Annotated in this window: 31 protein-coding genes; 13 read left to right on the forward strand and 18 right to left on the reverse strand. The window is 70.7% G+C overall.

What is annotated here, in order from left to right; all coding sequences use genetic code 11:
- Nucleotides 1–10 precede the first annotated feature (10 nt).
- Nucleotides 11–598, forward strand: coding sequence for a helix-turn-helix domain-containing protein (locus ABZ887_RS37870; protein ID WP_361300143.1), 588 nt, complete (start codon nt 11–13; stop codon nt 596–598).
- On the opposite strand, the gene ABZ887_RS37875 is transcribed toward ABZ887_RS37870, so the two are convergent.
- Both ABZ887_RS37875 and ABZ887_RS37880 read right to left on the reverse strand, forming a co-directional pair.
- On the reverse strand, nt 588–788 hold the full coding sequence (locus tag ABZ887_RS37875; protein ID WP_361300146.1) for a DUF397 domain-containing protein: 201 nt from the start codon (nt 786–788) through the stop codon (nt 588–590). The genes ABZ887_RS37870 and ABZ887_RS37875 overlap by 11 nt on opposite strands.
- Complete coding sequence (locus ABZ887_RS37880; protein WP_361300149.1) at nt 770–1,612, reverse strand: helix-turn-helix transcriptional regulator; 843 nt, start codon at nt 1,610–1,612, stop codon at nt 770–772. The genes ABZ887_RS37875 and ABZ887_RS37880 overlap by 19 nt, the downstream gene beginning before the upstream one ends.
- 177 nt (nt 1,613–1,789) lie before the next feature.
- On the opposite strand from ABZ887_RS37880, the gene ABZ887_RS37885 reads away from it, so the two are divergent.
- On the forward strand, nt 1,790–2,164 hold the full coding sequence (locus ABZ887_RS37885; RefSeq protein WP_361300152.1) for a hypothetical protein: 375 nt from the start codon (nt 1,790–1,792) through the stop codon (nt 2,162–2,164).
- Between the two features lie 144 nt (nt 2,165–2,308).
- On the opposite strand, the gene ABZ887_RS37890 is transcribed toward ABZ887_RS37885, so the two are convergent.
- Nucleotides 2,309–2,902, reverse strand: a complete 594-nt coding sequence (locus ABZ887_RS37890; RefSeq protein WP_361300155.1) for a hypothetical protein — start codon at nt 2,900–2,902, stop codon at nt 2,309–2,311.
- A gap of 155 nt (nt 2,903–3,057) precedes the next feature.
- Complete coding sequence (locus ABZ887_RS37895; RefSeq protein ID WP_361300158.1) at nt 3,058–4,086, reverse strand: LacI family DNA-binding transcriptional regulator; 1,029 nt, start codon at nt 4,084–4,086, stop codon at nt 3,058–3,060.
- Nucleotides 4,087–4,275: 189 nt separating this feature from the next.
- Here ABZ887_RS37895 and ABZ887_RS37900 point away from each other — a divergent pair, with 189 nt between their 5' ends.
- The 3 genes from ABZ887_RS37900 (at nt 4,276) to ABZ887_RS37910 (ending at nt 6,191) form a co-directional block, all read left to right on the forward strand.
- Complete coding sequence (locus ABZ887_RS37900) at nt 4,276–4,446, forward strand: hypothetical protein (RefSeq protein ID WP_361300161.1); 171 nt, start codon at nt 4,276–4,278, stop codon at nt 4,444–4,446.
- Nucleotides 4,447–5,058: a TIM barrel protein gene (locus ABZ887_RS37905; RefSeq protein WP_361300164.1), complete on the forward strand. Its 612-nt coding sequence runs from the start codon at nt 4,447–4,449 to the stop codon at nt 5,056–5,058.
- A gap of 92 nt (nt 5,059–5,150) precedes the next feature.
- On the forward strand, nt 5,151–6,191 hold the full coding sequence (locus ABZ887_RS37910; RefSeq protein ID WP_361300167.1) for a Gfo/Idh/MocA family oxidoreductase: 1,041 nt from the start codon (nt 5,151–5,153) through the stop codon (nt 6,189–6,191).
- Here the strand turns inward: ABZ887_RS37910 and sigJ are convergent.
- The gene (gene sigJ, locus ABZ887_RS37915; protein WP_361300170.1) at nt 6,184–7,131 is read right to left on the reverse strand and encodes an RNA polymerase sigma factor SigJ; all 948 of its coding nucleotides are present in this window, start codon (nt 7,129–7,131) and stop codon (nt 6,184–6,186) included. The genes ABZ887_RS37910 and sigJ overlap by 8 nt on opposite strands.
- Nucleotides 7,132–7,293: 162 nt before the next feature.
- Between sigJ and ABZ887_RS37920 the strand changes: the two genes are divergently transcribed.
- The gene (locus tag ABZ887_RS37920; RefSeq protein ID WP_361300173.1) at nt 7,294–8,355 is read left to right on the forward strand and encodes an LUD domain-containing protein; all 1,062 of its coding nucleotides are present in this window, start codon (nt 7,294–7,296) and stop codon (nt 8,353–8,355) included.
- A 55-nt stretch (nt 8,356–8,410) separates the two neighbouring features.
- Nucleotides 8,411–8,773 carry a DsrE family protein gene (locus ABZ887_RS37925; RefSeq protein ID WP_217546300.1) on the forward strand — a complete coding sequence of 121 codons (363 nt, stop codon included), beginning with the start codon at nt 8,411–8,413 and terminating at the stop codon, nt 8,771–8,773.
- On the opposite strand, the gene ABZ887_RS37930 is transcribed toward ABZ887_RS37925, so the two are convergent.
- The 8 genes from ABZ887_RS37930 to ABZ887_RS37965 form a co-directional block, all read right to left on the reverse strand.
- The gene (locus ABZ887_RS37930; RefSeq protein ID WP_361300177.1) at nt 8,767–9,027 is read right to left on the reverse strand and encodes a DUF3099 domain-containing protein; all 261 of its coding nucleotides are present in this window, start codon (nt 9,025–9,027) and stop codon (nt 8,767–8,769) included. The two genes, ABZ887_RS37925 and ABZ887_RS37930, sit on opposite strands and share 7 nt — an antisense overlap.
- A 297-nt stretch (nt 9,028–9,324) precedes the next feature.
- Nucleotides 9,325–9,612: a DUF1416 domain-containing protein gene (locus tag ABZ887_RS37935; protein ID WP_003991226.1), complete on the reverse strand. Its 288-nt coding sequence runs from the start codon at nt 9,610–9,612 to the stop codon at nt 9,325–9,327.
- A 25-nt stretch (nt 9,613–9,637) separates the two neighbouring features.
- A complete protein-coding gene (locus ABZ887_RS37940) occupies nt 9,638–10,477 on the reverse strand; it encodes a sulfurtransferase (RefSeq protein WP_361300180.1) in 840 nt (279 codons plus the stop codon).
- Nucleotides 10,478–10,598: 121 nt separating this feature from the next.
- Nucleotides 10,599–10,679, reverse strand: a complete 81-nt coding sequence (locus ABZ887_RS37945; RefSeq protein WP_350751515.1) for an Ms5788A family Cys-rich leader peptide — start codon at nt 10,677–10,679, stop codon at nt 10,599–10,601.
- A gap of 201 nt (nt 10,680–10,880) precedes the next feature.
- Nucleotides 10,881–11,618 carry a DUF2993 domain-containing protein gene (locus ABZ887_RS37950; RefSeq protein WP_361300183.1) on the reverse strand — a complete coding sequence of 246 codons (738 nt, stop codon included), beginning with the start codon at nt 11,616–11,618 and terminating at the stop codon, nt 10,881–10,883.
- A gap of 345 nt (nt 11,619–11,963) precedes the next feature.
- On the reverse strand, nt 11,964–13,079 hold the full coding sequence (locus ABZ887_RS37955; RefSeq protein WP_361300186.1) for a hypothetical protein: 1,116 nt from the start codon (nt 13,077–13,079) through the stop codon (nt 11,964–11,966).
- 9 nt (nt 13,080–13,088) lie between these two features.
- Nucleotides 13,089–13,343 carry a MoaD/ThiS family protein gene (locus ABZ887_RS37960; protein WP_361300189.1) on the reverse strand — a complete coding sequence of 85 codons (255 nt, stop codon included), beginning with the start codon at nt 13,341–13,343 and terminating at the stop codon, nt 13,089–13,091.
- A 72-nt stretch (nt 13,344–13,415) separates the two neighbouring features.
- Nucleotides 13,416–14,252 carry an alpha/beta fold hydrolase gene (locus ABZ887_RS37965; RefSeq protein WP_361300191.1) on the reverse strand — a complete coding sequence of 279 codons (837 nt, stop codon included), beginning with the start codon at nt 14,250–14,252 and terminating at the stop codon, nt 13,416–13,418.
- Between the two features lie 179 nt (nt 14,253–14,431).
- Between ABZ887_RS37965 and ABZ887_RS37970 the strand changes: the two genes are divergently transcribed.
- The 6 genes from ABZ887_RS37970 to ABZ887_RS37995 all read left to right on the forward strand — a co-directional run bounded on the left by ABZ887_RS37970 (nt 14,432) and on the right by ABZ887_RS37995 (nt 20,368).
- Nucleotides 14,432–15,211 carry a response regulator transcription factor gene (locus tag ABZ887_RS37970; protein ID WP_217546290.1) on the forward strand — a complete coding sequence of 260 codons (780 nt, stop codon included), beginning with the start codon at nt 14,432–14,434 and terminating at the stop codon, nt 15,209–15,211.
- Nucleotides 15,212–15,318: 107 nt separating this feature from the next.
- On the forward strand, nt 15,319–16,341 hold the full coding sequence (locus tag ABZ887_RS37975) for a LacI family DNA-binding transcriptional regulator (protein ID WP_361300194.1): 1,023 nt from the start codon (nt 15,319–15,321) through the stop codon (nt 16,339–16,341).
- Between the two features lie 319 nt (nt 16,342–16,660).
- On the forward strand, nt 16,661–17,833 hold the full coding sequence (locus ABZ887_RS37980; protein ID WP_361300197.1) for a trypsin-like peptidase domain-containing protein: 1,173 nt from the start codon (nt 16,661–16,663) through the stop codon (nt 17,831–17,833).
- A 54-nt stretch (nt 17,834–17,887) separates the two neighbouring features.
- Nucleotides 17,888–18,115, forward strand: coding sequence for a hypothetical protein (locus ABZ887_RS37985; protein WP_361300200.1), 228 nt, complete (start codon nt 17,888–17,890; stop codon nt 18,113–18,115).
- 100 nt (nt 18,116–18,215) lie between these two features.
- Nucleotides 18,216–18,950 (forward strand): response regulator transcription factor, encoded by a 735-nt coding sequence (locus tag ABZ887_RS37990; RefSeq protein ID WP_361300203.1) that lies wholly within the window; start codon nt 18,216–18,218, stop codon nt 18,948–18,950.
- Nucleotides 18,947–20,368, forward strand: a complete 1,422-nt coding sequence (locus ABZ887_RS37995; protein ID WP_361300206.1) for a HAMP domain-containing sensor histidine kinase — start codon at nt 18,947–18,949, stop codon at nt 20,366–20,368. The genes ABZ887_RS37990 and ABZ887_RS37995 overlap by 4 nt, the downstream gene beginning before the upstream one ends.
- Here the strand turns inward: ABZ887_RS37995 and ABZ887_RS38000 are convergent.
- From ABZ887_RS38000 to ABZ887_RS38020, 5 genes are all read right to left on the reverse strand, one after another.
- Entirely contained in the window at nt 20,343–20,702 is a 360-nt protein-coding gene (locus ABZ887_RS38000; protein ID WP_361300209.1) for a hypothetical protein, read from the reverse strand. The genes ABZ887_RS37995 and ABZ887_RS38000 overlap by 26 nt on opposite strands.
- Nucleotides 20,699–21,055 carry a DUF6247 family protein gene (locus tag ABZ887_RS38005; protein ID WP_361300212.1) on the reverse strand — a complete coding sequence of 119 codons (357 nt, stop codon included), beginning with the start codon at nt 21,053–21,055 and terminating at the stop codon, nt 20,699–20,701. The genes ABZ887_RS38000 and ABZ887_RS38005 overlap by 4 nt, the downstream gene beginning before the upstream one ends.
- A gap of 125 nt (nt 21,056–21,180) precedes the next feature.
- Entirely contained in the window at nt 21,181–21,384 is a 204-nt protein-coding gene (locus tag ABZ887_RS38010; RefSeq protein WP_361300215.1) for a DUF397 domain-containing protein, read from the reverse strand.
- A 42-nt stretch (nt 21,385–21,426) separates the two neighbouring features.
- Complete coding sequence (locus ABZ887_RS38015) at nt 21,427–21,825, reverse strand: hypothetical protein (protein WP_361300218.1); 399 nt, start codon at nt 21,823–21,825, stop codon at nt 21,427–21,429.
- On the reverse strand, nt 21,822–22,112 hold the full coding sequence (locus tag ABZ887_RS38020; protein WP_361300221.1) for a hypothetical protein: 291 nt from the start codon (nt 22,110–22,112) through the stop codon (nt 21,822–21,824). Before ABZ887_RS38020 ends, ABZ887_RS38015 begins: the two co-directional genes overlap by 4 nt.
- Nucleotides 22,113–22,257: the final 145 nt, after the last annotated feature.

A 22,257-nucleotide genomic window follows, 5' to 3' on the forward strand; every position in this document is an offset into this window, starting at 1 on the left:
CCAAAGCTAAATGGGCACGCCCCCAGTTAGCAAGTCGAAGGAGATCCCGTTGCGGGCCGACGCACAGCGCAACAGAGACAAGATCCTCGCGGCGGCGGTGCGGATGTTCGCCGACGAGGGCCTGGACACGCATCTGGAGCGCATCGCCAAGGAGGCGGGCGTGGGCAGCGCGACGCTCTATCGCAACTTCGCGACCCGGGAAGCCCTGATCGAGGCCGTCTACCGCAACGAGGTGGCCCAGCTCTGTGACGCCGTCCCCGGCCTGCTCGCGGCGAAGCCGCCCTACGAGGCCCTGCACGCCTGGACGCGTCTCTTCCTGGACTACGTCACCACGAAATACGGCATGATCGACGCCCTGCGGGCCATCGCCGCGGCAGGAGACAGCCCCTACGGCCAGAGCCGGGACATGATCCGGGCCGCCATCACCGCACTGATGGACCCCTGCGTGGCCGCCGGCGCAATCCGCACGGACATCAGCCCCGCCGACCTTGCCACCGCCCTTGAGGGCATCGCCCTCACCTCGGCGAAGCCCGAACAACGCGAACGCGCCGAGCGCCTGCTCGACCTCACGCTGGACGGCCTGAAGATCAGCGCTTGACTCCGCGGACGAAGGCCGCCCAGGCGGAGGCTTCGAAGAGGAGGGTTCCGCGGGAGGGGGCCTTGCTGTCACGGACGGGGACGAGGGAGGGGGAAGGGAGACCGGCGGCGACTTCGAGGCATTCGCCGCCGTCCTGGTTGCTGTAGCTGCTCTTGCGCCAGATTACGTCGCTCAGGTCGATGGCTCGCATGGCGCTTCCTCCAGCATCCGTTCAATGAACTGCCGTGATTCGTCAGGAGATAGGGACAAATCACGTACCCGATCGTATCGGAGCTGAAGGTGTTCGACGGCGGCTGTTTCCTGCACGAGTTCGCCGGAATAGCCGGTCTCGACCCAGGCCACAGTCAGACCGCCGGGGCCCCGCAGGAACATGGTGTGGGTGTTCGTCAGGCCGTGAAGGCCAACGAACATCGGTAGCACCTGGATCGTGACATTGAGCCGGTGGCTCATCAATTCCAGGTGCTCCAACTGCCGCTGCCACTCCTCGGGTTCCTGTAGCGGCGTGCGCAGCACAGCTTCGGAGAGAATGGCGCGGTACTGGGGACAGTCATCCCGCAGCAGCGCCTCCCGTCGGCCCATACGAGCCTCGACCTGCGCTCCCAGTTCGTCGCCCTTGAGTCCGCCCTGCCTCAGCAACTCCGTCGCGTACTCAGGAGTTTGCAGCAGACCCGGGAGGAGGCTCGGCGAGTACTGCCACATGCTCACCGCGTCCGCCTCCAGCACCATGTACCGCCGATACCGCTCCCGGAACTGCGCAGGATCCGCCATCGCCAGCTCCCACAAAGCAAGCAGCAACCCCGGCGTCCCGTAGTACTGGTCGAGCGCCTGCACCACCTCCGGTCCGCCCAGCGTGTGTCCGTTCTCCAGCTTCCCGAACTGCGACGGATCCCAGCCCAATCGCTCGGCCAGCTCCCTCAGACTCACCCCCTTCTCCGCCCGCAACAACCGCAGCTCCTCCGCGAACCGCCGCCTGGGCTCCTGACTGCGCCCCGTCACCACCCGCCTCTGCGGCACCGGCGCCCCTCCCTGATTCCCCATGGAATGTGTGGAATCAGCGCCGCCAGACGGGGAAGAACCGGTCCTCCTCGGCGTGCCGACCCCACCTCCTGGCCATCCTCGTAGCAGCCTCGACACGCAGAGTAGTCCAACTCTCGCATTTCGTATAGATGTTGGACAAAAGGAGCGAATGCCATGGAGCCCGGAGCCCTGCTCTACGACACCGCCACCGACCAGGTCGGCGAGTACCGGGACCAGTCGGGGCCGTACGCGATGCTGCGTCCTGTGGGGGGAGGGAGAGAGTGGCAGGCGCATCCCTCGACGCTGCGGCCCGCCACCGACAGAGAGCGGCTGAGCGCGGGCGTACGTGCGGCGAACGACCGTAGCTCGTGGGCCGTACCGCCGAGTCCGGACGACCTGAGCCGCCCGCCCTGGCCCGTCCCCGGCTGCGCCGAGTGCACGGAGCTGGGCGGCCGCCGGGAGACCGCACTGGTCGCCCACGACCACAGCGCGGCCACCGACGCGAACGTGCTGCTGCGCCAGCACCAGCTTGCGGAGCACCGGCCGTGACCCGCCGTGTCTTCCGGTACGTGCCGTACGTGATCGCGCAGGACGCGAACGCGGCGCCCGAGTACGCGGCGCGGTGCGTGTCGGGGGACGAGGAGGACTGCGGGGCCGAGTCGGGAGTGCGCGGTGCTGACCCCGGCCTGAGCCTCACACCACCGTGGAGCCCTCGCCCGGGGGCCGGCGGACCAGGTGCAGGCAGACGACCGAGGCGATGACGGTCTGCCGTTCGGAGGCGTCCAGGTGGTGGGTCATTTCGACGTCGTACTGCTGTAACCCGGTCCACGAGTCGATGCTGCTCACGGTGACCCGGCCGAGGATCTCCGGCGCCGGGCCCCCTGCCGGGTCCGGCTCGGTGAGGTGCCATTCGGCGGACAGCTGACCCCGGCGGGTGAGCAGGAGCCGGCGTCCCCCCTCCGTCCGGAGGGTCAGCTGCCGGGACTTGACGAGTCCGCGGGCAGCGGCGGTGCCGACCTCCCGGTCCGCTCGGTCGGCGAAGTGGAACCGCACCGGTCCGAACTGCTGGAGCGGCTCGTACCAGGAACGTTTCTCGATGCGCAGGATGAACTCACCGGACGTTCTCGTCAGGAAGAAGTGCTGGTGGTTGATGTCCTTGACCTGGGCGAGCGGGGTCCCCTCCACGGTGGACACGGCCAGGAGAGGGCCCGTGTACCTGCGCCACATCGAACGCTTCGGCTGCCCCACCACGACGGCTTCCAGTGCGAACAGATCGGGTTCCGTCATCGGCTCCGTCTCCCCCCGTCCCGGTTTCCCCTCGACCGAGTACACCCACTGTGACCGAAAACCTGTGCGACTCCCACCCCTCGGGCACACATCGAGGGCGCGCCGGCGAGGTGCTGCGGTACCGGCGGATCTTCACGGACTACGCGGCACAGGGCTCACACGGGCGCCGTGGTGCCCCTGACGACCAGGCGCGGGGCGACCACGTCCTCGCTCGTCGCCTTGGCGGCGGGCGTCGCGTCCAGGCGGGTCGTTGCCGCCGCGACGGCGAGTTCGGCGATACGGGAGACGTCCTGGGCCACCGTCGTCAGGTCGATGTGGGGCAGGCGGGCCACGCGGCTGTCGTCGAAGCCGACCACGGAGAACTCGCCGGGAACCGAGACCCCGGCGCGGAAGAACGCGCCGAGCAGGCCGGTGGCGCAGGCGTCGTTGAAGGCGAGGACCGCGGAGGGCCAGGGGGTGGCGTCCAGGATCGTGCGGGCGGCCGTCGCGCCGTCCTGCTCGGTCAGGCCGCCGGGCAGGACGCGGACGCGGTCGGCGAGACCGTGGTCGTTCATCGCGGTGCGGTAGCCGCGGCGGCGTTCGGCCGCGCCCGGCGCCCGGCCGCCGTCGATGTGCAGGATGTCCCGGTGGCCCAGGGACACCAGGTGGTCGACGGCCTGGCGGGCGCCCTCGTCGTCGGCGGTGCGGACGACCCGGACGCCGGGTACGGCGGGACGCAGCCGCCGGGCCACGGAGACGACGGGCAGGAGGGCGGCGAGTTCGGCGAGGCGGGCGGCCGGCGCCCGGGGGCCCAGCAGAACCAGCGCCTCGCAGCGGTCGCCGAGCAGTGACTCGACGGCCTGCCGCTCACCGCGGCCGGCCGCGACCGCGCTGAGCGCGAGCTGGTAGCCCGCCGACTCGGCGGCCGCGTACAGGTGCTCCACCAGGTCGGTGTGGAAGGGTTCCTGGATCTCGAACTGCACGCCGATCAGGTGGGTGCGGTTGCTGCGCAGGAGGCGGGCGCGGGCGTCGGGGCGGTAGCCGATCTCCCGGGCGGCCTGCAGGACGCGTTCCCGGGTGGCCGCGCTCGCGCCCGGCACGTCGCGCATCACGATGGAGACCAGCGCCGTGGAGACGCCGGCACGGGCGGCGACGTCGGCGAGGGTCGGCCGACGGCCGTCGGGAACCGCGGGGGGCGGTGGCACGGCAAGTCTCCCTGAGCAGGTGTGTGGTGGTGTCGACGATCGTAGACGAGGGTGAACCCCGAGGTCAGGGTTACTGCAACGTTCTAGGAACCATGTCTTGACATGGCTGCCGCGTGCTGGCGTACTGACGGCAGCAATCTAGAACGTTCTAGATGCCAGCTTCCAGATGACAGACAGGGGCGGACGACGATGTTCACACTGGCGGTCTGTGCCGAGATGGTCTTCCGGGACCTGCCCGTCGACGAGCGGGCGCGGCGGCTGCACGACGAGGGGTTCCAGGTCGAGATCTGGGACTGGACCCGGCACGATCTCGACGCGCTGGCCCGCACCCCGGCCGAGTTCGGCTCGATGACCGGGTAAGTGCGGGGCAACCTCACGGACCCGGACGGCGTGGCCGAACTGCTGCGCACCGCGCGGGAGTCGATCGACGCGGCCGACCGGCTCGGCTGCCCGCGACTCAACCTGCACGGCACCGGCCTGGACGGGGACGGGCTGCCCGTGGACCCGGTGAAGGGCGAGCCGACGCAGGAGATGTGGGCCGCCGCGCGGGACACGCTCACGCGGGTCGCCGAGCTGGGCGAGCGGGCCGGTGTCGTCTTCACGCTGGAGAACCTCAACACGGCCGTCGACCACCCCGGCGTGCCGTTCGCGAAGGCCGCCGACACGCTGGCGCTGGTCGCCGCCGTGGACCGGCCGGGCCTGCGGATGAACCTGGACCTCTACCACGCCCAGATCGGCGAGGGGAACCTGATCGAGCTGGTCCGCGCGGCGCACGGCGCGGGTCTGATCGGCGAGATCCAGGTGGCCGACGTGCCCGGCCGTCGCGAACCCGGCACCGGCGAGATCAACTACCCGGCGGTCGCCCGCGCCCTGACCGCCCTCGGGTACGACGGCACGGTGGCGATGGAGGCCTGGGCGAGCGAGGACAGCGACAGCGCGCTCCGCCGGTTCCGCACCGCGTTCACCGTCTGACCAGCCCCGTCAGCCCTGTCGGCCCTGTCGGCCCTGTCGGCCCTGTCGGCCCCGTCAGCCCGCCCAGCGCCCACGGACGTAAGGAAACCCTCATGACCCCCATGGCCGGCACGGCCTCCGCGCCCACCTCGCACACCCTCTCCGTCGGCCTCATCGGCACCGGCCGCATGGGCTCCTTCCACGCCGAGACGCTCGCCCGCCGGCTGCCCGGCGTCCGGCTCGGCGCCCTCGCCGACCCCGTCCCGGGCGCCGCCCGGGCCCTCGCCGACCGGCTCGGCTGCGCCACCGCCCACACGGACACGGCCGACCTGTTCGCGGACCCGGACATCGACGCGGTGGTGATCGCCACCCCGGCCCGCACCCACGCCGACCTGGTCGAGGCCGCGGCCAAGGCCGGGAAGGCGGTCTACTGCGAGAAGCCGATGGCGGTCACCCTCGCCGACGCCGACCGGGCCGTCGAGGCGGCGCGGGTGGCGGGCGTGCCGCTCCAGGTCGGCTTCAACCGGCGCTACGACGCGGGCTTCCGGGCCGCCCACGACCGGATCAGGGCCGGTGACATCGGCACCCCGCAGCTGCTGCGTTCGCTGACCCGGGACCCGGGCCTCGCCGACCCGTCCCGCGTCCCGCCGTGGACGATCTTCCTGGAGACCCTCATCCACGACTTCGACACCCTGCGCTACCTCAACCCCGGCGCCGAACCGGCGGAGGTCTTCGCGATGGCCGACGCGTTGGTCCGCCCGGACTTCAAGGACCGGGGCCTCCTGGACACGGCCGTGGTCACCGTCCGTTTCGACAACGGCGCCCTGGCCACGGCGGAGGCCAACTTCCAGGCGGTGTACGGCTACGACGTGCGCGGCGAGGTCTTCGGCTCGAACGGCATGTTCACCATGGGCGACATCCGCCGCACCCACCTCACCGCCTACGGCCCCGACGGCATCGGCGCCGACTGCACGACGTACGACCAGGACCTGTTCCGGGACGCCTACGTCGCCGAGCTGGCCGACTTCACGGAGACCGTCCGTACCGGCCGCACCCCGTACGTGACCGGCGAGGACGCCCGCGCGGCCCTGGCCGTCGCCCTGGCGGCCGTCGAGTCGGTCACCACGGGCCGGCCGGTACCGGTCCTCAGGTGATCCGCCAGGGGCGGAGCTTCTCCGGGTTGCGTACCGCCCAGATGCGCCTGATCCGTTCGCCCGCGATCTCGAAGGCGAAGACGGTCGCGACGGCGCCGTCCTGCTGGGCGACCAGGCCGGGCAGGCCGTTGACGGTGCACTCCACGAACGTCGTGCGGTGGCCCGCCACGCGCGCGATCGCGGCGTAGGCACGGGCGATCCGCTCGCCGCCCACGATCGGGGAAGGGTGGGTGACGGCCAGCCCGCCGCCGTCGGCGGTCGCGATGGCGTCGGGGTCGAGCAGGCCGATCAGGGCCTCGATGTCCTTGGCCTCCCACGCCGTCCGGAACCGCCTGACGATGCCGGCCTGCCCGGCGCTCGGCCCCACGGGGGTCTGCGCGGTGCGGACGCGGCGGCGGGCGGAGGAGGCCAGCTGACGGCAGGCCGCCGGGGTGCGGCCGACGATCCCGGCGACCTCGCCGAACGGGTAGCCGAAGACGTCGTGCAGGACGAACGCGACCCGCTCGGCCGGGGTCATCGCGTCGAGGACGACGAGGAAGGCCATGGTCACCGACTCGTCGAGGGTGATCCGGTCGGCCGGGTCGGTCCCGCCGGAGCGCGCGGTGATCCACTCCGTGGGCTCGGGCAGCGGTTCCGGGATCCAGTCGCCCACGTACGTCTCCCGCCTGGCCCGCGCCGAGCCGAGCAGGTTCAGGCAGATGCGGCCGGCGACCGTGGTCAGCCAGGCGCCGGGCGACGCGATGGCCTGCCGCTCGGACGCGGGCATGGCGTACCAGCGGGCGTAGGTCTCCTGGACGACGTCCTCGGCGTCGGCGACGGAGCCGAGGAGCCGGTAGGCGAGGTTGATCAGCTGACGGCGCTCGCTCATGACCGCACGGAGGCCCGGATCACTCTGGTCGCCCTGCTCACCCTGTGCGTCCTGCTCGGCTCCCGCGGTCATGGCCGGCCCGTCTCCCTCGCTCGCCCGTGTGCCTGTGCCTCTACCCGTTACGACAGAACAGCGCGCCGGAATGTGAGGCCGACGTGCCGCCTCACATTCCGCGGGGCTGCGTTGTCGTACCGGTGAGGACGACGACAACACGTCGACGGTGAGGGGACTTTCATGAACGACTTCCAGGCCATCGCGGACCGGGTCGAGATCGAGGCACTGCGCGGCGAGTTCACCGACGCGGCGATGATGCGCGACCGGCCCCGCCTGGCCTCGCTGTTCACCCCGGACGGTGCCCTGCGCATGCCCGACATCCCCGTCGAGCTCATAGGCCGCGAGGAGATCCTCGCCGGGGGCGAGCGGCTGCAGAGCCAGTGGGACTTCTTCGTGCAGAACACGCACCCCGGCACGATCCTGATCGACGGCGACGGCGACACCGCGACCGGCCGCGCCTACATCCAGGAACTCGCCCGCACCCTCGACGGCCGCCAGGGACTCAACTACGCCGTCTACCACGACCGTTACCGGCGCACCGCGGAGGGCTGGCGGTTCGCCGAGCGGGTGTACGAGGTCAGGTACCTCGACACCTCCCCGCTGGCGGGCGCGGCGCCCCGAGCGGCCCCTGCCGCCTCCTTCGCCGACCCGGCGCCGTCCGAACGGCTGGAGCGGACGGCCGCCGCGCTGCGTGCCAACGGCTTCGCCGCCGAGATCCTGGACGACACCGCGGCCGCGCGCGCCCGCGTCAGGGACCTGCTCCCCGAGGGCGCCACCGTGTTCACCGGAGCCAGCGAGACGCTCCGGCTGTCCGGCATCGAGGAGGACATCAACAGCGGCGGGCGCTACGACGCCGTCAGGCCGCGCGTCCTGGCCATGGACCGGGTCGGCGACGCCGACGAGATCCGCAGGCTGGTCGCCGTTCCCGACTTCGTCGTCAACAGCGTCGCCGCGGTCACCGAGACCGGTTCGCTCGTCCTCGCCTCGGGCAGCGGCAGCCAGCTCCCCGCCAACGCGGGCGGGGCCGGCCACGCGGTCTGGATCGTCGGCGCGCAGAAGGTGGTGCCCGACCTGAACACGGCGCTGCGCCGCGTCGAGGAGCACGCCCTCCCGCTGGAGGACGCCCGCGCCCGGGAGGTGTACGGGTCGCCCAGCGCCGTCAACCGCCTGCTCGTCCTCAACGCGGACCTCCGCCCGGGACGCGGCACCGTACTGCTGCTCCGCGAGGCCGTCGGATACTGACGCCCGCGCCGAGCTGCCCGGCGCGGGCGCCCCGGGCGGTGGTTACGCTTCCGGCATGGCGAAGAAGCTGGTGATCAAGGTGACGGCGGGGGCGGACGCCCCCGAGCGGTGCTCGCAGGCGTTCACGGTGGCGGCGGTGGCCGTGGCGAGCGGCGTCGAGGTGTCGATGTGGCTGACCGGCGAATCCGCGTGGTTCGCCCTGCCGGGCCGGGCCGCCGAGTTCGAACTCCCCCACGCGGCCCCGCTCCCCGACCTGATCGAGTCGATCCTCGCCGGAGGCACGCTCACCCTCTGCACGCAGTGCGCGGCCCGCCGGGACATCACGGAGAAGGACGTCATCGAGGGTGTGCGCATCGCGGGCGCCCAGGTCTTCGTCCAGGAGGCGATGACGGACGGGACCCAGGCGCTGGTCTACTGACGGCGCTTCTTGCCGTCCAGCTCGTCCCACCACTCGTCGGACTGGGGGTCGCCGGAGGGATCGTCCCACCAGCGGTCGTCGGGGCCCCGGCGGTTCGCGACCATCGCGGCGATCGGCGGGATGACCATGGCCACCACGCACATCCCCACCGCGGCGGGAACCGACCAGATGCGCACGACACCCCACGCCAGGACGAAGAGACCGATGCAGATCCCCATCATGACGAAGTAGACGCGACGGCGACGGGCCAGCATGCATCCAGGGTAGGTCGGCAGGGCCGGTCCGGCGCCATGGCAGAACCGTCGGCACACACCCGCCGCAGGGCCGACGGACGGAGTCCGGCGCAGCGGCCCCGAAGCCTGCGAAGCAGTGCGAGGGACGCGTCAAGAAGGGGCGACGCGACGGCGACGGGCCAGCGTGCATCCAGGGTAGGTCGGCAGGGCGGGTCCGGCGCCATGGCGGAGACAGGGGCCCGGCTCGGTCCGGGTACGGCGAAGGGCCGCGGCTCCGGGGTGGGTACCGGAGGCGCGGCCCTTGTGCTGCCGCTGGTCTCAGACCGCGATCGCGACCTCGGCCAGGCCGCCCTGCTGGGCGACGACCGTGCGGTCGGCGGTGGCGCCGGGGACGAGGGCGCGGACGGTCCAGGTGCCCTCCGCCGCGTAGAAGCGGAACTGTCCGGTGGCGGAGGTGGGGACCTCCGCGGTGAACTCGCCGGTCGAGTCGAGCAGGCGGACGTAGCCGACCACGGGCTCGCCGTCCTTCGTCACCTGACCCTGGATCGTGGTCTCACCGGGCTTGATCGTCGAGGCGTCCGGGCCGCCGGCCTTCGCTCCACACATGGTCTGTCCTTAAGGGGTCGGGGGCTTACTTGTTGGCGCCGAGCTCGATCGGGACGCCGACGAGGCTGCCGTACTCGGTCCAGGAGCCGTCGTAGTTCTTGACGTTCTCGACACCGAGCAGCTCGTGCAGGACGAACCAGGTCAGGGCCGAACGCTCGCCGATCCGGCAGTAGGCGATGGTGTCCTTGGCGAGGTCCACGTTCTCCTCGGCGTAGAGCTCCTTGAGCTCGTCGTCCGACTTGAAGGTGCCGTCGTCGTTGGCGTTCTTCGACCACGGGATGTTGCGCGCGGACGGGACGTGGCCGGGGCGCTGGGACTGCTCCTGCGGCAGGTGGGCCGGGGCGAGCAGCTTGCCGGAGAACTCGTCGGGGGAGCGCACGTCGACGAGGTTCTGCGAGCCGATGGCCGCCACGACGTCGTCGCGGAAGGCGCGGATGGCGGTGTTCTGCGGCTTGGCCTTGTAGGTGGTCTCGGTGCGGTCCGGGACCTCCTCGACCAGGTCGCGGGCGTCCAGCTCCCACTTCTTGCGGCCGCCGTCGAGGAGCTTGACGTTCTCGTGGCCGTAGAGCTTGAAGTACCAGTAGGCGTAGGACGCGAACCAGTTGTTGTTGCCGCCGTAGAGGATCACCAGCGTGTCGTTGGCGATGCCCTTCGCCGACAGGAGCTTCTCGAAGCCCTCCTGGTCGATGAAGTCGCGGCGGACCGGGTCCTGCAGGTCCTTGGTCCAGTCGATGCGGATCGCGCCTCGGATGTGGTTCTTCTCGTAGGCGGACGTGTCCTCGTCCACCTCCACGATCGCGATCTCGGGGTTGTCCAGGTTGTCCTGGACCCAGTCGGCGTCGACGAGGACGTCGCTGCGGCTCATGCTCTTTCTCCTCCGGGGCAGTTGCGGCGGGGCGTGCGAGTGCGGGTGGGTGCGCGGCTGGGCGCACGGATGCCCTCGGCAGGGAGGGCAGGGGGATGCGGAGGCGGCACGGCCTCCGCCGTCAGAAGGGGCGACAGAGCATGGCGGCGACGCGGCACAGGTCGACTGCCCGCCGCTTCGTGAGATCCGCCTGACGCTTCATGGGCTCGATCGTAGGGACGGATAAGCGGGCATGTCACCGGCATGTCGTATGGTGAGACGCGATCGTCCGAATTGTGGGACGGGGTGGGGGTCCGGAGCGTGATTCCGGGGCCGCCGGGCGCCTGTATCGGTCATCACATCTACTGTACGGACGCGACCGTCTCGCGTGCTGGAACGGCGCCGGTCCCCGCCGTGCCGCTTCCTACCCGGCCAGCCTGACGTTCGAACCCTTCACCGCGATCTCCACACCGTCCTGCGCGGCCTCCACCTTGTCCAGCTTGATGCCGCCGGGGAGCTGGTCGATCGCCTGCTGGAAGTCGGAGGCCTGCCGGAAGCGGTCCTCGGCGAGGCCGACACCGGCGAGCTTGGGGAGGTTGTCGGCGTGCACCTGGACGGTGTTGTCCTTGACGGTGACCGTGCTCAGGACGGTCGCCTTCTGGTGGGCGCTGACGCCGGGGACGATGACGTCGACGGTGACCTTGATCTTGCCGTTGCCGCCGTAGGCGAGCCCGACGACCTGGCCGGTGAAGCCGAGGCCGAGGTCGGTGGGCTCCGTCTGGGCGTCCTTCAGCAGGTCGGCGTAGGAGATGTGCGCGGTGCCGGTGGCGGTCTGCGCGGTGGCGGAGCTGTAGTCGCCGGTGAAGGTGACGTCCTTCATGTCGGCGTTCAGGTCCTGGATCCGGATGGTCTTGCCGGTGGTGCCGGTGGTGGCGTCGTACTCCTTGATGGCGACGTGCACGTCGTCGAGGGTGCCGCCGGCGATCTGGGTGAGGAAGGGGAAGCCCTTGATGGAGACGTCCGGGGTGCTCGCGAGGTCCTCCGTCGTCTTCAGCTTGTCGGCGGCCTCACCCTGGGCGAAGTGCACGGCGACCCGGTCGACGACCACGAAGAGGACGCCGAGGACGACGACGACGATCAGAAAGATTCGCAGGGCACGCATGTGGTCGGTTTCCCCCGGGGTCGGCTGCTCATGTCGGTGCCGCCACGCTAACCCTGCGGGGGCGGGCCGACGGGAGATTGTCGAGCACCTGTGACAGTGCGGGCGCTGGTGATGCTGGGGGCTGCCGCCCCCAGACCCCCGCATCAGGGGTGAACCGGCCGATGTTCGGGTGCGGGCCGGTGGGGGCTGGTCGCGCCCACGCGGCGGAGCCGCATGTCGGACACAGCCCCGCGTCCCTGACGGGGCGCTGCACGACCGGCGTTCGAAGCCCAGCCACTTTTCTTCGACCTCGCCCCACCCCGCCAACCGAGTCGGGTGGGTGGGCAGAGGTCGGTGGGCGAAACGTCAGTGCAGGATCCACACCACCGGGGCCGCCGCCGTCAGGGGAAGGGCCACGCCCGCTGTGAAGTGGACGAACCTCGACGGGTAGTCGTAGCTCGCCGCGCGGTGGCCGACGAGGGCGCAGACCGCGGCCGACGCTCCGATCAGCGCGCCCTTCGTGCCCAGCCCCGTCATGCCGCCCACCGCGATACCCGCCCCGGCCGCGGCCAGCAGGGACACCGTCACCGACGCCGGGGTCGGCAGGGGCAGCGCCCGGGCCAGGACCGCCACCGCGACCGCGGCCGCGCCGACCGACACCGCGTCGGGGTCCGCGCCCAGGTAGCCGGTCGCGATGATCGCCAGCGCGGATGAGGCGACCGTGGCCATCAGGCCGTACATACGGGTGTCGGGGTCCGCGTGCGAGCGGAGCTGGAGGACGAGGGTGAGGAGGACCCAGATGCCCAGGGGGCCGAGGATCGCCGCCGGCGCCTGGTCGCGGCCCGCCACCAGGACCGCCACGTCCGCCGTGACCCCGCCCAGGAAGGCGAGCGCGATGCCCTGCCGGGCCGGCCACATGCCGTTCAGCCGGAACCAGCCCGCCGCCGTCACGGCCTGCAGGATCACCAGGGGGACGACCAGGGCGTACGAGGAGACGGGCGCCGCCACCGCGAGCAGCAGGCCCAGCGCCGCCGTGAGCAGCGCCGGCTGCATGCCCGGCTCGATGATCGGCGAGCGGCCCTCCAGGCGGGCCCGCTGGGCGTCCGTGATGCGCGCGTTGCCGGCGAGGGTCGTGGGACCGTAGCCCTGGTCCGCGGACTCGGCGGGGGCAGGGGCAGGAGTCGGGGCCGGGGTGGGTGCCTCGGGCTGCGGCTGCGCGGGAGCGGGGTCGGGGTACGGCTGCTGCTGGTCGGCGACGTACGGCCGCTCGTAGGACTGCGGCGGCAGGTAACCCGTCTCCGCGGCCCCGGCCTGCACCGGGGCGTGCGTCTGCGTCTCCCAGGTCTGCCCCTGCCACTGCTGCGTGGCGTACTGCTGCTCCTCGTACCCCCACTGCGGCTGCGGCTGGGCGGGAGGCTGCTGCTGGTACGACGGGTCGTGGCCCTCGTACTGCCCGTACGAGTCATACGGCTGGTTGGTCATCGCTCTCGCTCACCCTCCTGCGAACGGCGGGAGCACCTCGACCGTGCCGCCCTCGGCCAGCCGTACCGTCTCATGTTCGCGCGTGCCCACGGGGTCACCGTCGATGAGGAAGGAGCATCGCCGCAGGACGCGCGCCAGTTCCCCGGGGTGTCGCACGCGTACCTCCGCCAGCGCCTCGGCGAGGGTGTCCGCGTCGTACGGCTCCTCGGCGATGCCGGCCGCGGCCTTCGCGGCGGCCCAGTAGCGCACCGTGACCTTGGGCATCCGGTTCCTCAAGAGAGTCGATCAGTCGGCTGTGTACATCGGTTGTGTACATCGGCTGTGTACGGGGTCAGGCTAGCCCGCCCGGGAGACCGCCCAGTCGCCGATCCTGGCCAGGAGCCGGTCGTCCGCCGCGTGTTCGGCGTGGCCCATGCCCGGCTCCAGCCAGAAGTCGGCCGCGCCACCTGCGGCGTCGGCCAGCATCCGGGGGTGGTCGACCGGGAAGTAGCCGTCGCTGTCGCCGTGCACGATCAGCAGCGGGGTCGGGGCGATCTTCGGCACCGCCTCGACCGGGGAGATCGGCACCGGGTCCCAGTCGCGGTAGTGGATACGGGTGTGGAAGCCGTAGCGGCCGACCAGCCGGCCCGCCGGTCTGGTGACCAGCCAGTGGACGCGGCGCATGGGGGCGGTGCCCCGGTAGTACCAGCGGGCGGGGGACGACACGGAGACCACGGCGTCCGCTCCGGCGTGCAGGGCCGCGTGCCGCAGGACCACCGAGCCGCCCATCGAGAAGCCGACGGTGACGACGCGGGTGTGGCCGAGGTCCCGGGCCCACGCCACCGCCGCCGCCAGGTCGAGGACCTCGCGGTCGCCGACGGTGGTGCGGCCGGCGGACCGGCCGTGGCCGCGGAAGGAGAAGCTGACCACCGGGGCGTAATCCGTCAGGGCCGCCACCACCCGTCGTACGTGTGGCCGGTCCACGTCGCCCGTGAAACCGTGGGCCATGACGAACACCAGGTCACGGGAGAGTGGCCGGGAGCCGTCGTATACGACGGCGGCGGGATCGTATACGGAATCGATGGAAACCCCGTCGTCCGTGCGCAGAAACGTCCGCATAGAGCCGTTTCTGCTCGTCTCATATGCCGGACGAACGACGGAACGTGCCACATGACCTGCCGGACCGATGCTCATGTGGGCTATTCTGCTGGGCAGAGGACTCGGGCAGCGCCGCCACCGGGTCCTTTTGTGCTTTCGGAAGGGCTGTATACGAAGCGGGAAACTCCAGGTGACCGCCGGTGTACAGAACATCGGGAGCGCAGCGCAGTGTCATTGCACACAGTCCTCGCAGGGACCGAGGAGGAACCAGACATATGAGTTCTCTGCTGCTCCTGACCAACGCCCTCCAGCCGTCGACGGAGGTGCTGCCGGCCCTCGGCCTGCTCCTGCACAACGTGCGGGTCGCACCGGCCGAAGGCCCCGCACTCGTCGACACCCCGGGTGCCGACGTCATCCTGATCGACGGCCGCCGCGACCTCCCGCAGGTCCGCAGCCTCTGCCAGCTGCTCCGGTCGACCGGCCCCGGCTGTCCGCTCATCCTCGTCGTCACCGAGGGCGGACTCGCCGCCGTCACCGCCGACTGGGGCATCGACGACGTACTCCTCGACACCGCGGGTCCCGCCGAGGTCGAGGCCCGGCTGCGGCTCGCCATGGGCCGCCAGCAGATCGTCAACGACGACTCCCCCATGGAGATCCGCAACGGCGACCTGTCGGTCGACGAGGCGACGTACAGCGCGAAGCTGAAGGGACGGGTCCTCGACCTCACCTTCAAGGAGTTCGAGCTGCTCAAGTACCTCGCCCAGCACCCCGGCCGGGTGTTCACTCGCGCACAGCTGCTCCAGGAGGTCTGGGGGTACGACTACTTCGGCGGCACCCGGACCGTCGACGTGCACGTACGACGGCTGCGCGCCAAGCTCGGCGTGGAGCACGAGTCCCTGATCGGAACGGTCCGGAACGTCGGTTATCGATTCGTTACGCCGGAGAAGGGCGACCGGCTCAGCGACGAGGCCCGGGCCAAGGCAGAGCTCGCAAAGGCGGAGGATGCGGACGCATCGGCCGCCCTGGACGCGGTCGAGGTACCCACCGAGGCATAGTCGTCGTCCGGGCGAGGCATGAGCGTCGCCCGGACGGGGCATTGCTTCCGCAAGCGAAGCTTCGATACGCCCTGCCCAGAGCGGGTCCATCCGCGTAGACTCCGCGCGTGGCCAAGGTGACTCGGGATGATGTGGCGCGGCTGGCGGGTACTTCGACCGCCGTTGTCAGCTATGTCATCAACAACGGACCCCGGCCGGTCGCCCCGGCCACGCGCGAGCGTGTCCTCGCGGCGATCAAGGAACTGGGGTACCGCCCCGACCGGGTCGCCCAGGCGATGGCCTCGCGGCGCACCGACCTCATAGGCCTCATCATCCCGGACGCCCGTCAGCCGTTCTTCGGCGAGATGGCGCACGCGGTCGAGCAGGCCGCGTCCGAGCGCGGAAAGATGGTGCTGGTCGGCAACACCGACTACGTCGGGGAGCGCGAGGTCCACTACCTGCGCGCGTTCCTCGGGATGCGGGTCTCCGGCCTCATCCTCGTCTCGCACGCCCTGAACGACCTGGCGGCCGCCGAGATCGAGGCCTGGGACGCCCGGGTGGTGCTGCTGCACGAGCGGCCGGAGGCGATCGACGACGTGGCGGTGGTGACGGACGACCTCGGCGGCGCCCAGCTCGCCGTCCGTCATCTGCTGGAGCACGGCTACGACTACGTGGCCTGTATGGGCGGCACCGCCGACACCCCGGCCGTCGGCGACCCGGTCTCCGACCACGTCGAGGGCTGGCGCCGGGCCATGGACGAGGCGGGCCTGCCGACGGCGGACCGGCTCTTCGAGGCGCCGTACAACCGGTACGACGCGTACAAGGTCGCCCTGGAGATCCTCGCCGGTCCCCAGCGCCCCCCGGCGATCTTCTGCTCCACCGACGACCAGGCGCTCGGCGTCCTGCGGGCGGCCCGCGAGCTGCGCATCGACGTGCCGGCGGAGCTGGCGGTGGCCGGCTTCGACGACATCAAGGAGGCGGCGCTGGCGGACCCGCCGCTGACGACGATCGCCTCCGACCGCCCGGCGATGGCCCGAGCGGCGGTGGACCTGGTCCTCGACGACGGGCTGCGGGTGGCGGGGTCGCGGAGGGAACGCCTGAAGACGTTTCCTTCACGGCTGGTGGTGCGGGGTTCCTGCGGCTGCGTGTAGTACGTCGACTGCGGCTTGCTTCTTCGACCGCGGCGCACGTGGTTCCTTGACTGCGGGTGCGTCGTGGTTGCTCGCGCAGTTCCCCGCGCCCCTGACGGGGCGCTGCAGCAAGGGGCACCACAGACGCGCCCCAAAGGGGCGCGGGGAACTGCGCGACCAGCCCCCACCGAGCCGCACCCACAGGAAACCCTTCATGAACCCTTTCTGAGAACCCTCCCCGACCTGCGAGAAGGTTCCTTATATCGGGCAAACACGCTTCTCGCGGCGTTCTCAGCGGGCACTCAGGAGGCTCTCATGGTCGCGGGACAAGCTAATTGTCATGACCGAGAGCTTCCGCCGCAGCGGCGAGTACGAGAACCCGCAGGGTCCCCAGGGTGACGCCTACCAGGGCGCGTACCCCCAGCAGCAGCACGCCTCCTCCCCCGTCAACCCGGAGTGGCCGCCCCCGCCCACCCACCAGCCGGCGCAGCAGCCGGTGGCCGCGGAGCCGGCGGCGGACGGCGGTCAGGGCGGCGGCTACGGCGGCGGCACGGCCGTACTCCCCGCGGTCGGCGCCGACGCCGAGCACCCGGCGGAGCACCCCGAGCACTCGGTCCACGCAAAGAAGAAGCGCACCCGGGGCCCGATAGCCCTCCTCGCCGCGGTCGCGATCGTCGCGGCTGCCGTCGGCGGCGGCACCGCGTACGCCTTCCAGGAACTGACCGGCAAGAACAACGTCGTCTCCAGCAGCACCACCACCAGCGTGGTGCCCTCCAGCAAGAAGGGCGACGTCGCCACGATCGCCGCCGCCGTCAGCCCGAGCGTCGTCGAGGTCAACGCGACCCTCAGCAACGGCACCTCCACCGGTTCCGGCATCATCATCACCAGCGACGGCGAGATCATCACCAACAACCACGTGATCTCCGGCGCCCAGTCGATCAAGGTCTCCACCAGCGACGGCAAGTCGTACACCGCCGAGGTGGTCGGCACCGACAGCTCCAAGGACCTCGCCCTTCTCAAGCTCAAGGGCGCAAGCGGCCTCAGCGTCGCCACCCTCGGCAACTCCGACGGCGTCCAGGTCGGAGACTCGGTCGTGGCGATCGGCTCCCCCGAGGGCCTGACCGGCACCGTCACCAGCGGCATCGTCTCCGCGCTCAACCGGGACGTGACCGTCTCCACCGACGAGAGCCAGGGGCAGCAGAGCCAGGGCAGCGGCGGCAGCGGTCAGTGGCCGTTCTCCTTCGGCGGCCAGCAGTTCAACGGCGAGACGGGTACGTCGACGACGACCTACAAGGCGATCCAGACCGACGCGTCCCTCAACCCCGGCAACTCCGGCGGCGCGCTGATCGACGCCGGCGGCAACATCATCGGCATCAACTCGGCGATGTACTCGGCCAGTTCGGACTCCTCCTCGTCCTCCTCGGACGCGGGCAGCGTCGGCCTCGGCTTCGCCATCCCGATCAACACCGTCAAGTCCGACCTGGCCAAGCTGCGGGCGGGCTCCACCAGCTGAGCAACGGCAGACCACGCACGGCACGCACGGCACGAACGAGCAAGGGAGTACGTCATGATCAAGCAGGTTTCGCACCCGATGGCCGCCGACAGCCCGGCCGGTTTCAGCCTGGCCCTTGCCGTGGCGTACGAGCTGCACGCACCGACGGAGGCGGCGGTGGCCCCGGCCCCGCGCGCCCCGGAGGTCGCACCGGCTCCGCAGCTGATGGGGCTCCGCACCTCCGCGGCCCGGCCGCACCAGCGCAAGGTGCCGCTGAGCCGCATGACCCTGGTACGCGGCTAGGGCGTTCGCCCCACCAGCGTGCATACCCGACAGCCCGGAAACATGCGAGGCTGAGAGGCGTCCCGACCCAGTACCACCGCACCCCGAGGAACCGCGAGCGATGAGCCCCGCCGATGGCGACCGTGAACCCCAGCGCATCCTGATCGTCGACGACGAGCCGGCCGTACGCGAGGCTCTCCAGCGCAGCCTCGCCTTCGAGGGGTACGAGACCGAGGTCGCGGTCGACGGCGCGGACGCGCTGGAGAAGGCGACCGCCTACAAGCCGGACCTGATCGTCCTCGACATCCAGATGCCCCGCATGGACGGCATGACGGCGGCCCGCCGCATCCGCGGGGCCGGCGACACCACCCCGATCCTGATGCTGACGGCCCGGGACACGGTCGGCGACCGCGTGACCGGCCTCGACGCCGGGGCCGACGACTACCTGGTCAAGCCGTTCGAGCTCGACGAACTCTTCGCCCGCATCCGCGCCCTCCTCCGCCGCAGCTCCTACGCGGCTTCCCTGGCCGACGGGGTCGAGGAGGACGAGGCCCTGACCTTCGGCGACCTGCGCATGGACCTCGCGACCCGCGAGGTCACCCGGTCCGGCCGCCAGGTCGAGCTCACCCGCACCGAGTTCACCCTCCTCGAGATGTTCATGGCGCACCCGCGCCAGGTCCTCACCCGCGAGCAGATCCTGAAGGCCGTCTGGGGCTTCGACTTCGAGCCCTCCTCCAACTCGCTCGACGTCTACGTCATGTACCTCCGCCGCAAGACCGAGGCCGGCGGCGAGCCGCGCCTCGTCCACACCGTGCGCGGCGTCGGGTACGTCCTGCGCCAGGGCGGCGCCGAGTGAACAGGCTCACCGCCCGCTTCCGCACCCTCCCCCTCCGCGCCCGCCTGTCGATGCTGGTCGCGGCGGCGGTGGCGTTCGCGGTGGCGGCGGTTTCGGTGACGTGCTGGTTCATCGTGCAGGGGAAGCTGTACGACCAGCTCGAGAGTGACCTGCAGAAGGTACGCGGGCCGGCGTACATGGCCGCCCAGAACGCCCTCATCGAGTGCACCGACACGGTTCAGGACACCAACGGTCTGCGGATCAGCTACGGCCAGGTGGTCAAGACGGACGGCACGATCTGCCTCACCCATGACTCGACAGGCGTGATCAAGGTCAGTCAGTCCGACAAGGACGCCATCAAGGCCGGGAGTACCAACGCCCTCTACTTCCGCGACGGCACCGACGAGGACGGCAACGCGCTGCGTGTGATGACCCAGGTGTTCCCCACCGAAGGTGGCTCCTACGTCGGCCTGATCACCGCCGTGCCCCTGAAGAGCACCCAGGACACCCTCAAAGACCTAGCCCTGATCCTCCTCCTCGTCTCCGGCATCGGAGTCCTCGGCGCCGGCGCCGCCGGCCTCGCCGTCGCCCGGGCAGGCCTCCGCCCCGTCGACAAGCTGACCGAAGCCGTCGAGCACGTCGCCCGTACCGAGGATCTGAGCGTCCGCATCCCGGTGGAGGAGGAGTCGGACGACGAGATCGCCCGTCTCTCCCGCTCCTTCAACAGCATGACCACCTCTCTGGCGAACTCCCGGGAGCTGCAGCAGCAGCTCATCGCGGACGCAGGACACGAGCTCCGCACCCCCCTCACCTCCCTCCGCACGAACATCGAACTCCTCACCCGCAGCGAGGAGACGGGCCGCCCGATCCCCCCGGCGGACCGCAAGGCGCTGCTCGCGTCGGTGAAGGCGCAGATGACGGAGTTGGCCTCGCTGATCGGCGACCTCCAGGAGCTGTCCCGCTCGGAGGGGCAGCGCGGTGAGCGCGTGCAGATGGTGGCCCTTCAGGACACGGTCGAGGCGGCCCTGCGCCGGGCCCGGCTGCGCGGCCCGGAGCTGACGATCACGGCGGACGTGCAGCCGTGGTTCGTCCGGGCGGAGCCCTCCGCCCTGGAGCGGGCGATCGTCAACATCCTCGACAACGCGGTGAAGTTCAGCCCGGAGGGCGGCAAGATCGACGTCACCCTGGACCGCGGCGTCCTCACCGTCCGCGACCACGGCCCCGGCATCCCCGAGGACGAACTCCCCCACGTCTTCGACCGCTTCTGGCGCTCCCCCGGCGCACGGGCCCTCCCGGGCTCGGGCCTGGGCCTGTCGATCGTGGCCCGCACGGTGCAGCAGGCCGGCGGCGACGTCACCCTGGCCCGCGCGAGCGGCGGCGGCACGGTCGCAACGGTACGACTGCCGGGGGCGCCTACGGCTCCGCCGGAGATTCCGTAGGCGGTTCGACTCCCATCCAGAAAAGCTCTTCCACGATGATCTGGGGGTCTTCGAGGCGGGGTACGAACGTGTACTTGAGCCAGCCGTTCTCGTAGTCGAAGAAGAGCACACGAGGGCCCTTCGGATCACTGGATCGGACCGGCGTGACCGTCATTCCATTGGGGAGGCAGGCGTCCCTCTCCATACCTCGGAAATAGGGATCCTTCGCGGTGACCAACTCAGCCCGCGCCGCGCGGACGATCTCACGAACGTGGCCGGGCAGTGCCTCGTAGGCGGCAAGGGCATCAAGCCTCAAGTCCATCTGCCAAGGCGGCCCCATAAACCCGTCGGTCACTCGCCGGGCTCCAGTTTCCGCACTCGGTGACGGATCTTCGAGGCCTCTTCGAGAAGGGCCCTGGCTTCGGCGCCGTCAGTGGACTCCGAGGCCCGGATCTCGAGATCGTGCACATGTGCGTCCAGCTCGGGATCGCGGGCGAGGGCGTACTCACCCCACCAGAAAGCCATGAACGCCGGCACAGGAGGGAGGTTGAAGGTGTCGGCACTTGAGGCGATCGCCCTTTTCCAGTGCCTGTCGAAGTCCGGGAGCAGCACGGGAGCATGCTCGGCGATGGCCGCGCGCAGCGCCTTCGGCGTCCGCTCCGGCATCGACGGGATGGCCTGGTCGTTCTCCGTGGCGTGAGCGGTCATGACCGATGCCCTCCTTCGACGCTTCAGGTCTACGACCATAGCCGCCTCGCACTCCGTGGATCGGTCGTTCGTGTCGTGGTCACGGGATCCAGCGTGCGGGCGGCGCCGCCTCGAACATGAGGTCTTCAGGCATATGTCAAACGAATGTGCACCGACGGGCATCCCCCCTTGACTCCGTCCAGGAACACCGACCAGGACACGGCCGAGAAGACGAGGGGACGGGCGGCCGGGAGTTCGCTGTCCCGGACGGGGACTATGCCGGGGTGGCCGTCGGCGACCTCGACGCAGTCGTTGTCTCCCCCGTCTCTGCAGCTCGACTTGCGCCACACGGAGTTGCCGAGGTCGGGGGTGCGGGAGAATCCGCCGGAGGCTCAGTGGAAGCCGAGCATTCCCGGGGAGTCGATGCCGATGGCCACCACTCCAGGCGGGTAACGGTCTTCACGGTCGGTCAGGAGGATGGACATCCCGTTGAAGTCGGGACGCGGCAGTGCCGCATACAGGGCATGACAGGTGTCGGCTCCGCCGTATCCGTCCCGGATCATCGTGCCGACGGTGGCCGCCGCGGCCGTGTTCAGCTCGTCGACCTCGACGGACGAGAACGCGAGGACTCGGCGTGCGACGCCCTCGTCCTCCGACTCCGCCTGCATGAGACAGATCGCAGGGATCCGCAGGAGATCACCAGGAGTACGCGCCATGTTCGCGGCCAGAAGGTTGAGCGTCTTGTGGCCGTCCGCCAGTGCACGGGCCGCGCTGGTGTCGAGAATGATCACGCCGCTTCGGCCCCCCTCGCCGCGCGTGCCTTCTCGGCGGCAATCCGACGGATGTTGCCAAGCACGTCAGGGGCCTTGTCGAACTCCTCGTCGCTGATGTCGAGCCCGATCACGTCCCGCACAACCTGGCGATCGGCGGCGAGCCGCTCGGCGATCTGTTCAGCCGTGGGCTGCCGGGCCGCCAGTTCGTCCACGAGCTGCCCCAGAGTCAGCCCTCTTTCCTTGGCGATCTGCGCGAGGTGGTCTCGGGCCTGCCGGGAGACCTGGATCGTGGTGGTGTCCGTCATGGCTCCACCATAGCCACTCCATAAAACCGGCCGAGCCGTCTTTCATCGGCTTCACCCGTTCGTGGCAGTCGCCCATTGTCCTCGTCCAGATCCCGGGTGCGGCGAGCGAGAGGTGCCCCATGCCGAGCCGACCCCCTGCAAGAGA

It is taken from the genome of Streptomyces sp. NPDC047061 (assembly GCF_040643955.1).
Lineage (GTDB): Bacteria > Actinomycetota > Actinomycetes > Streptomycetales > Streptomycetaceae > Streptomyces.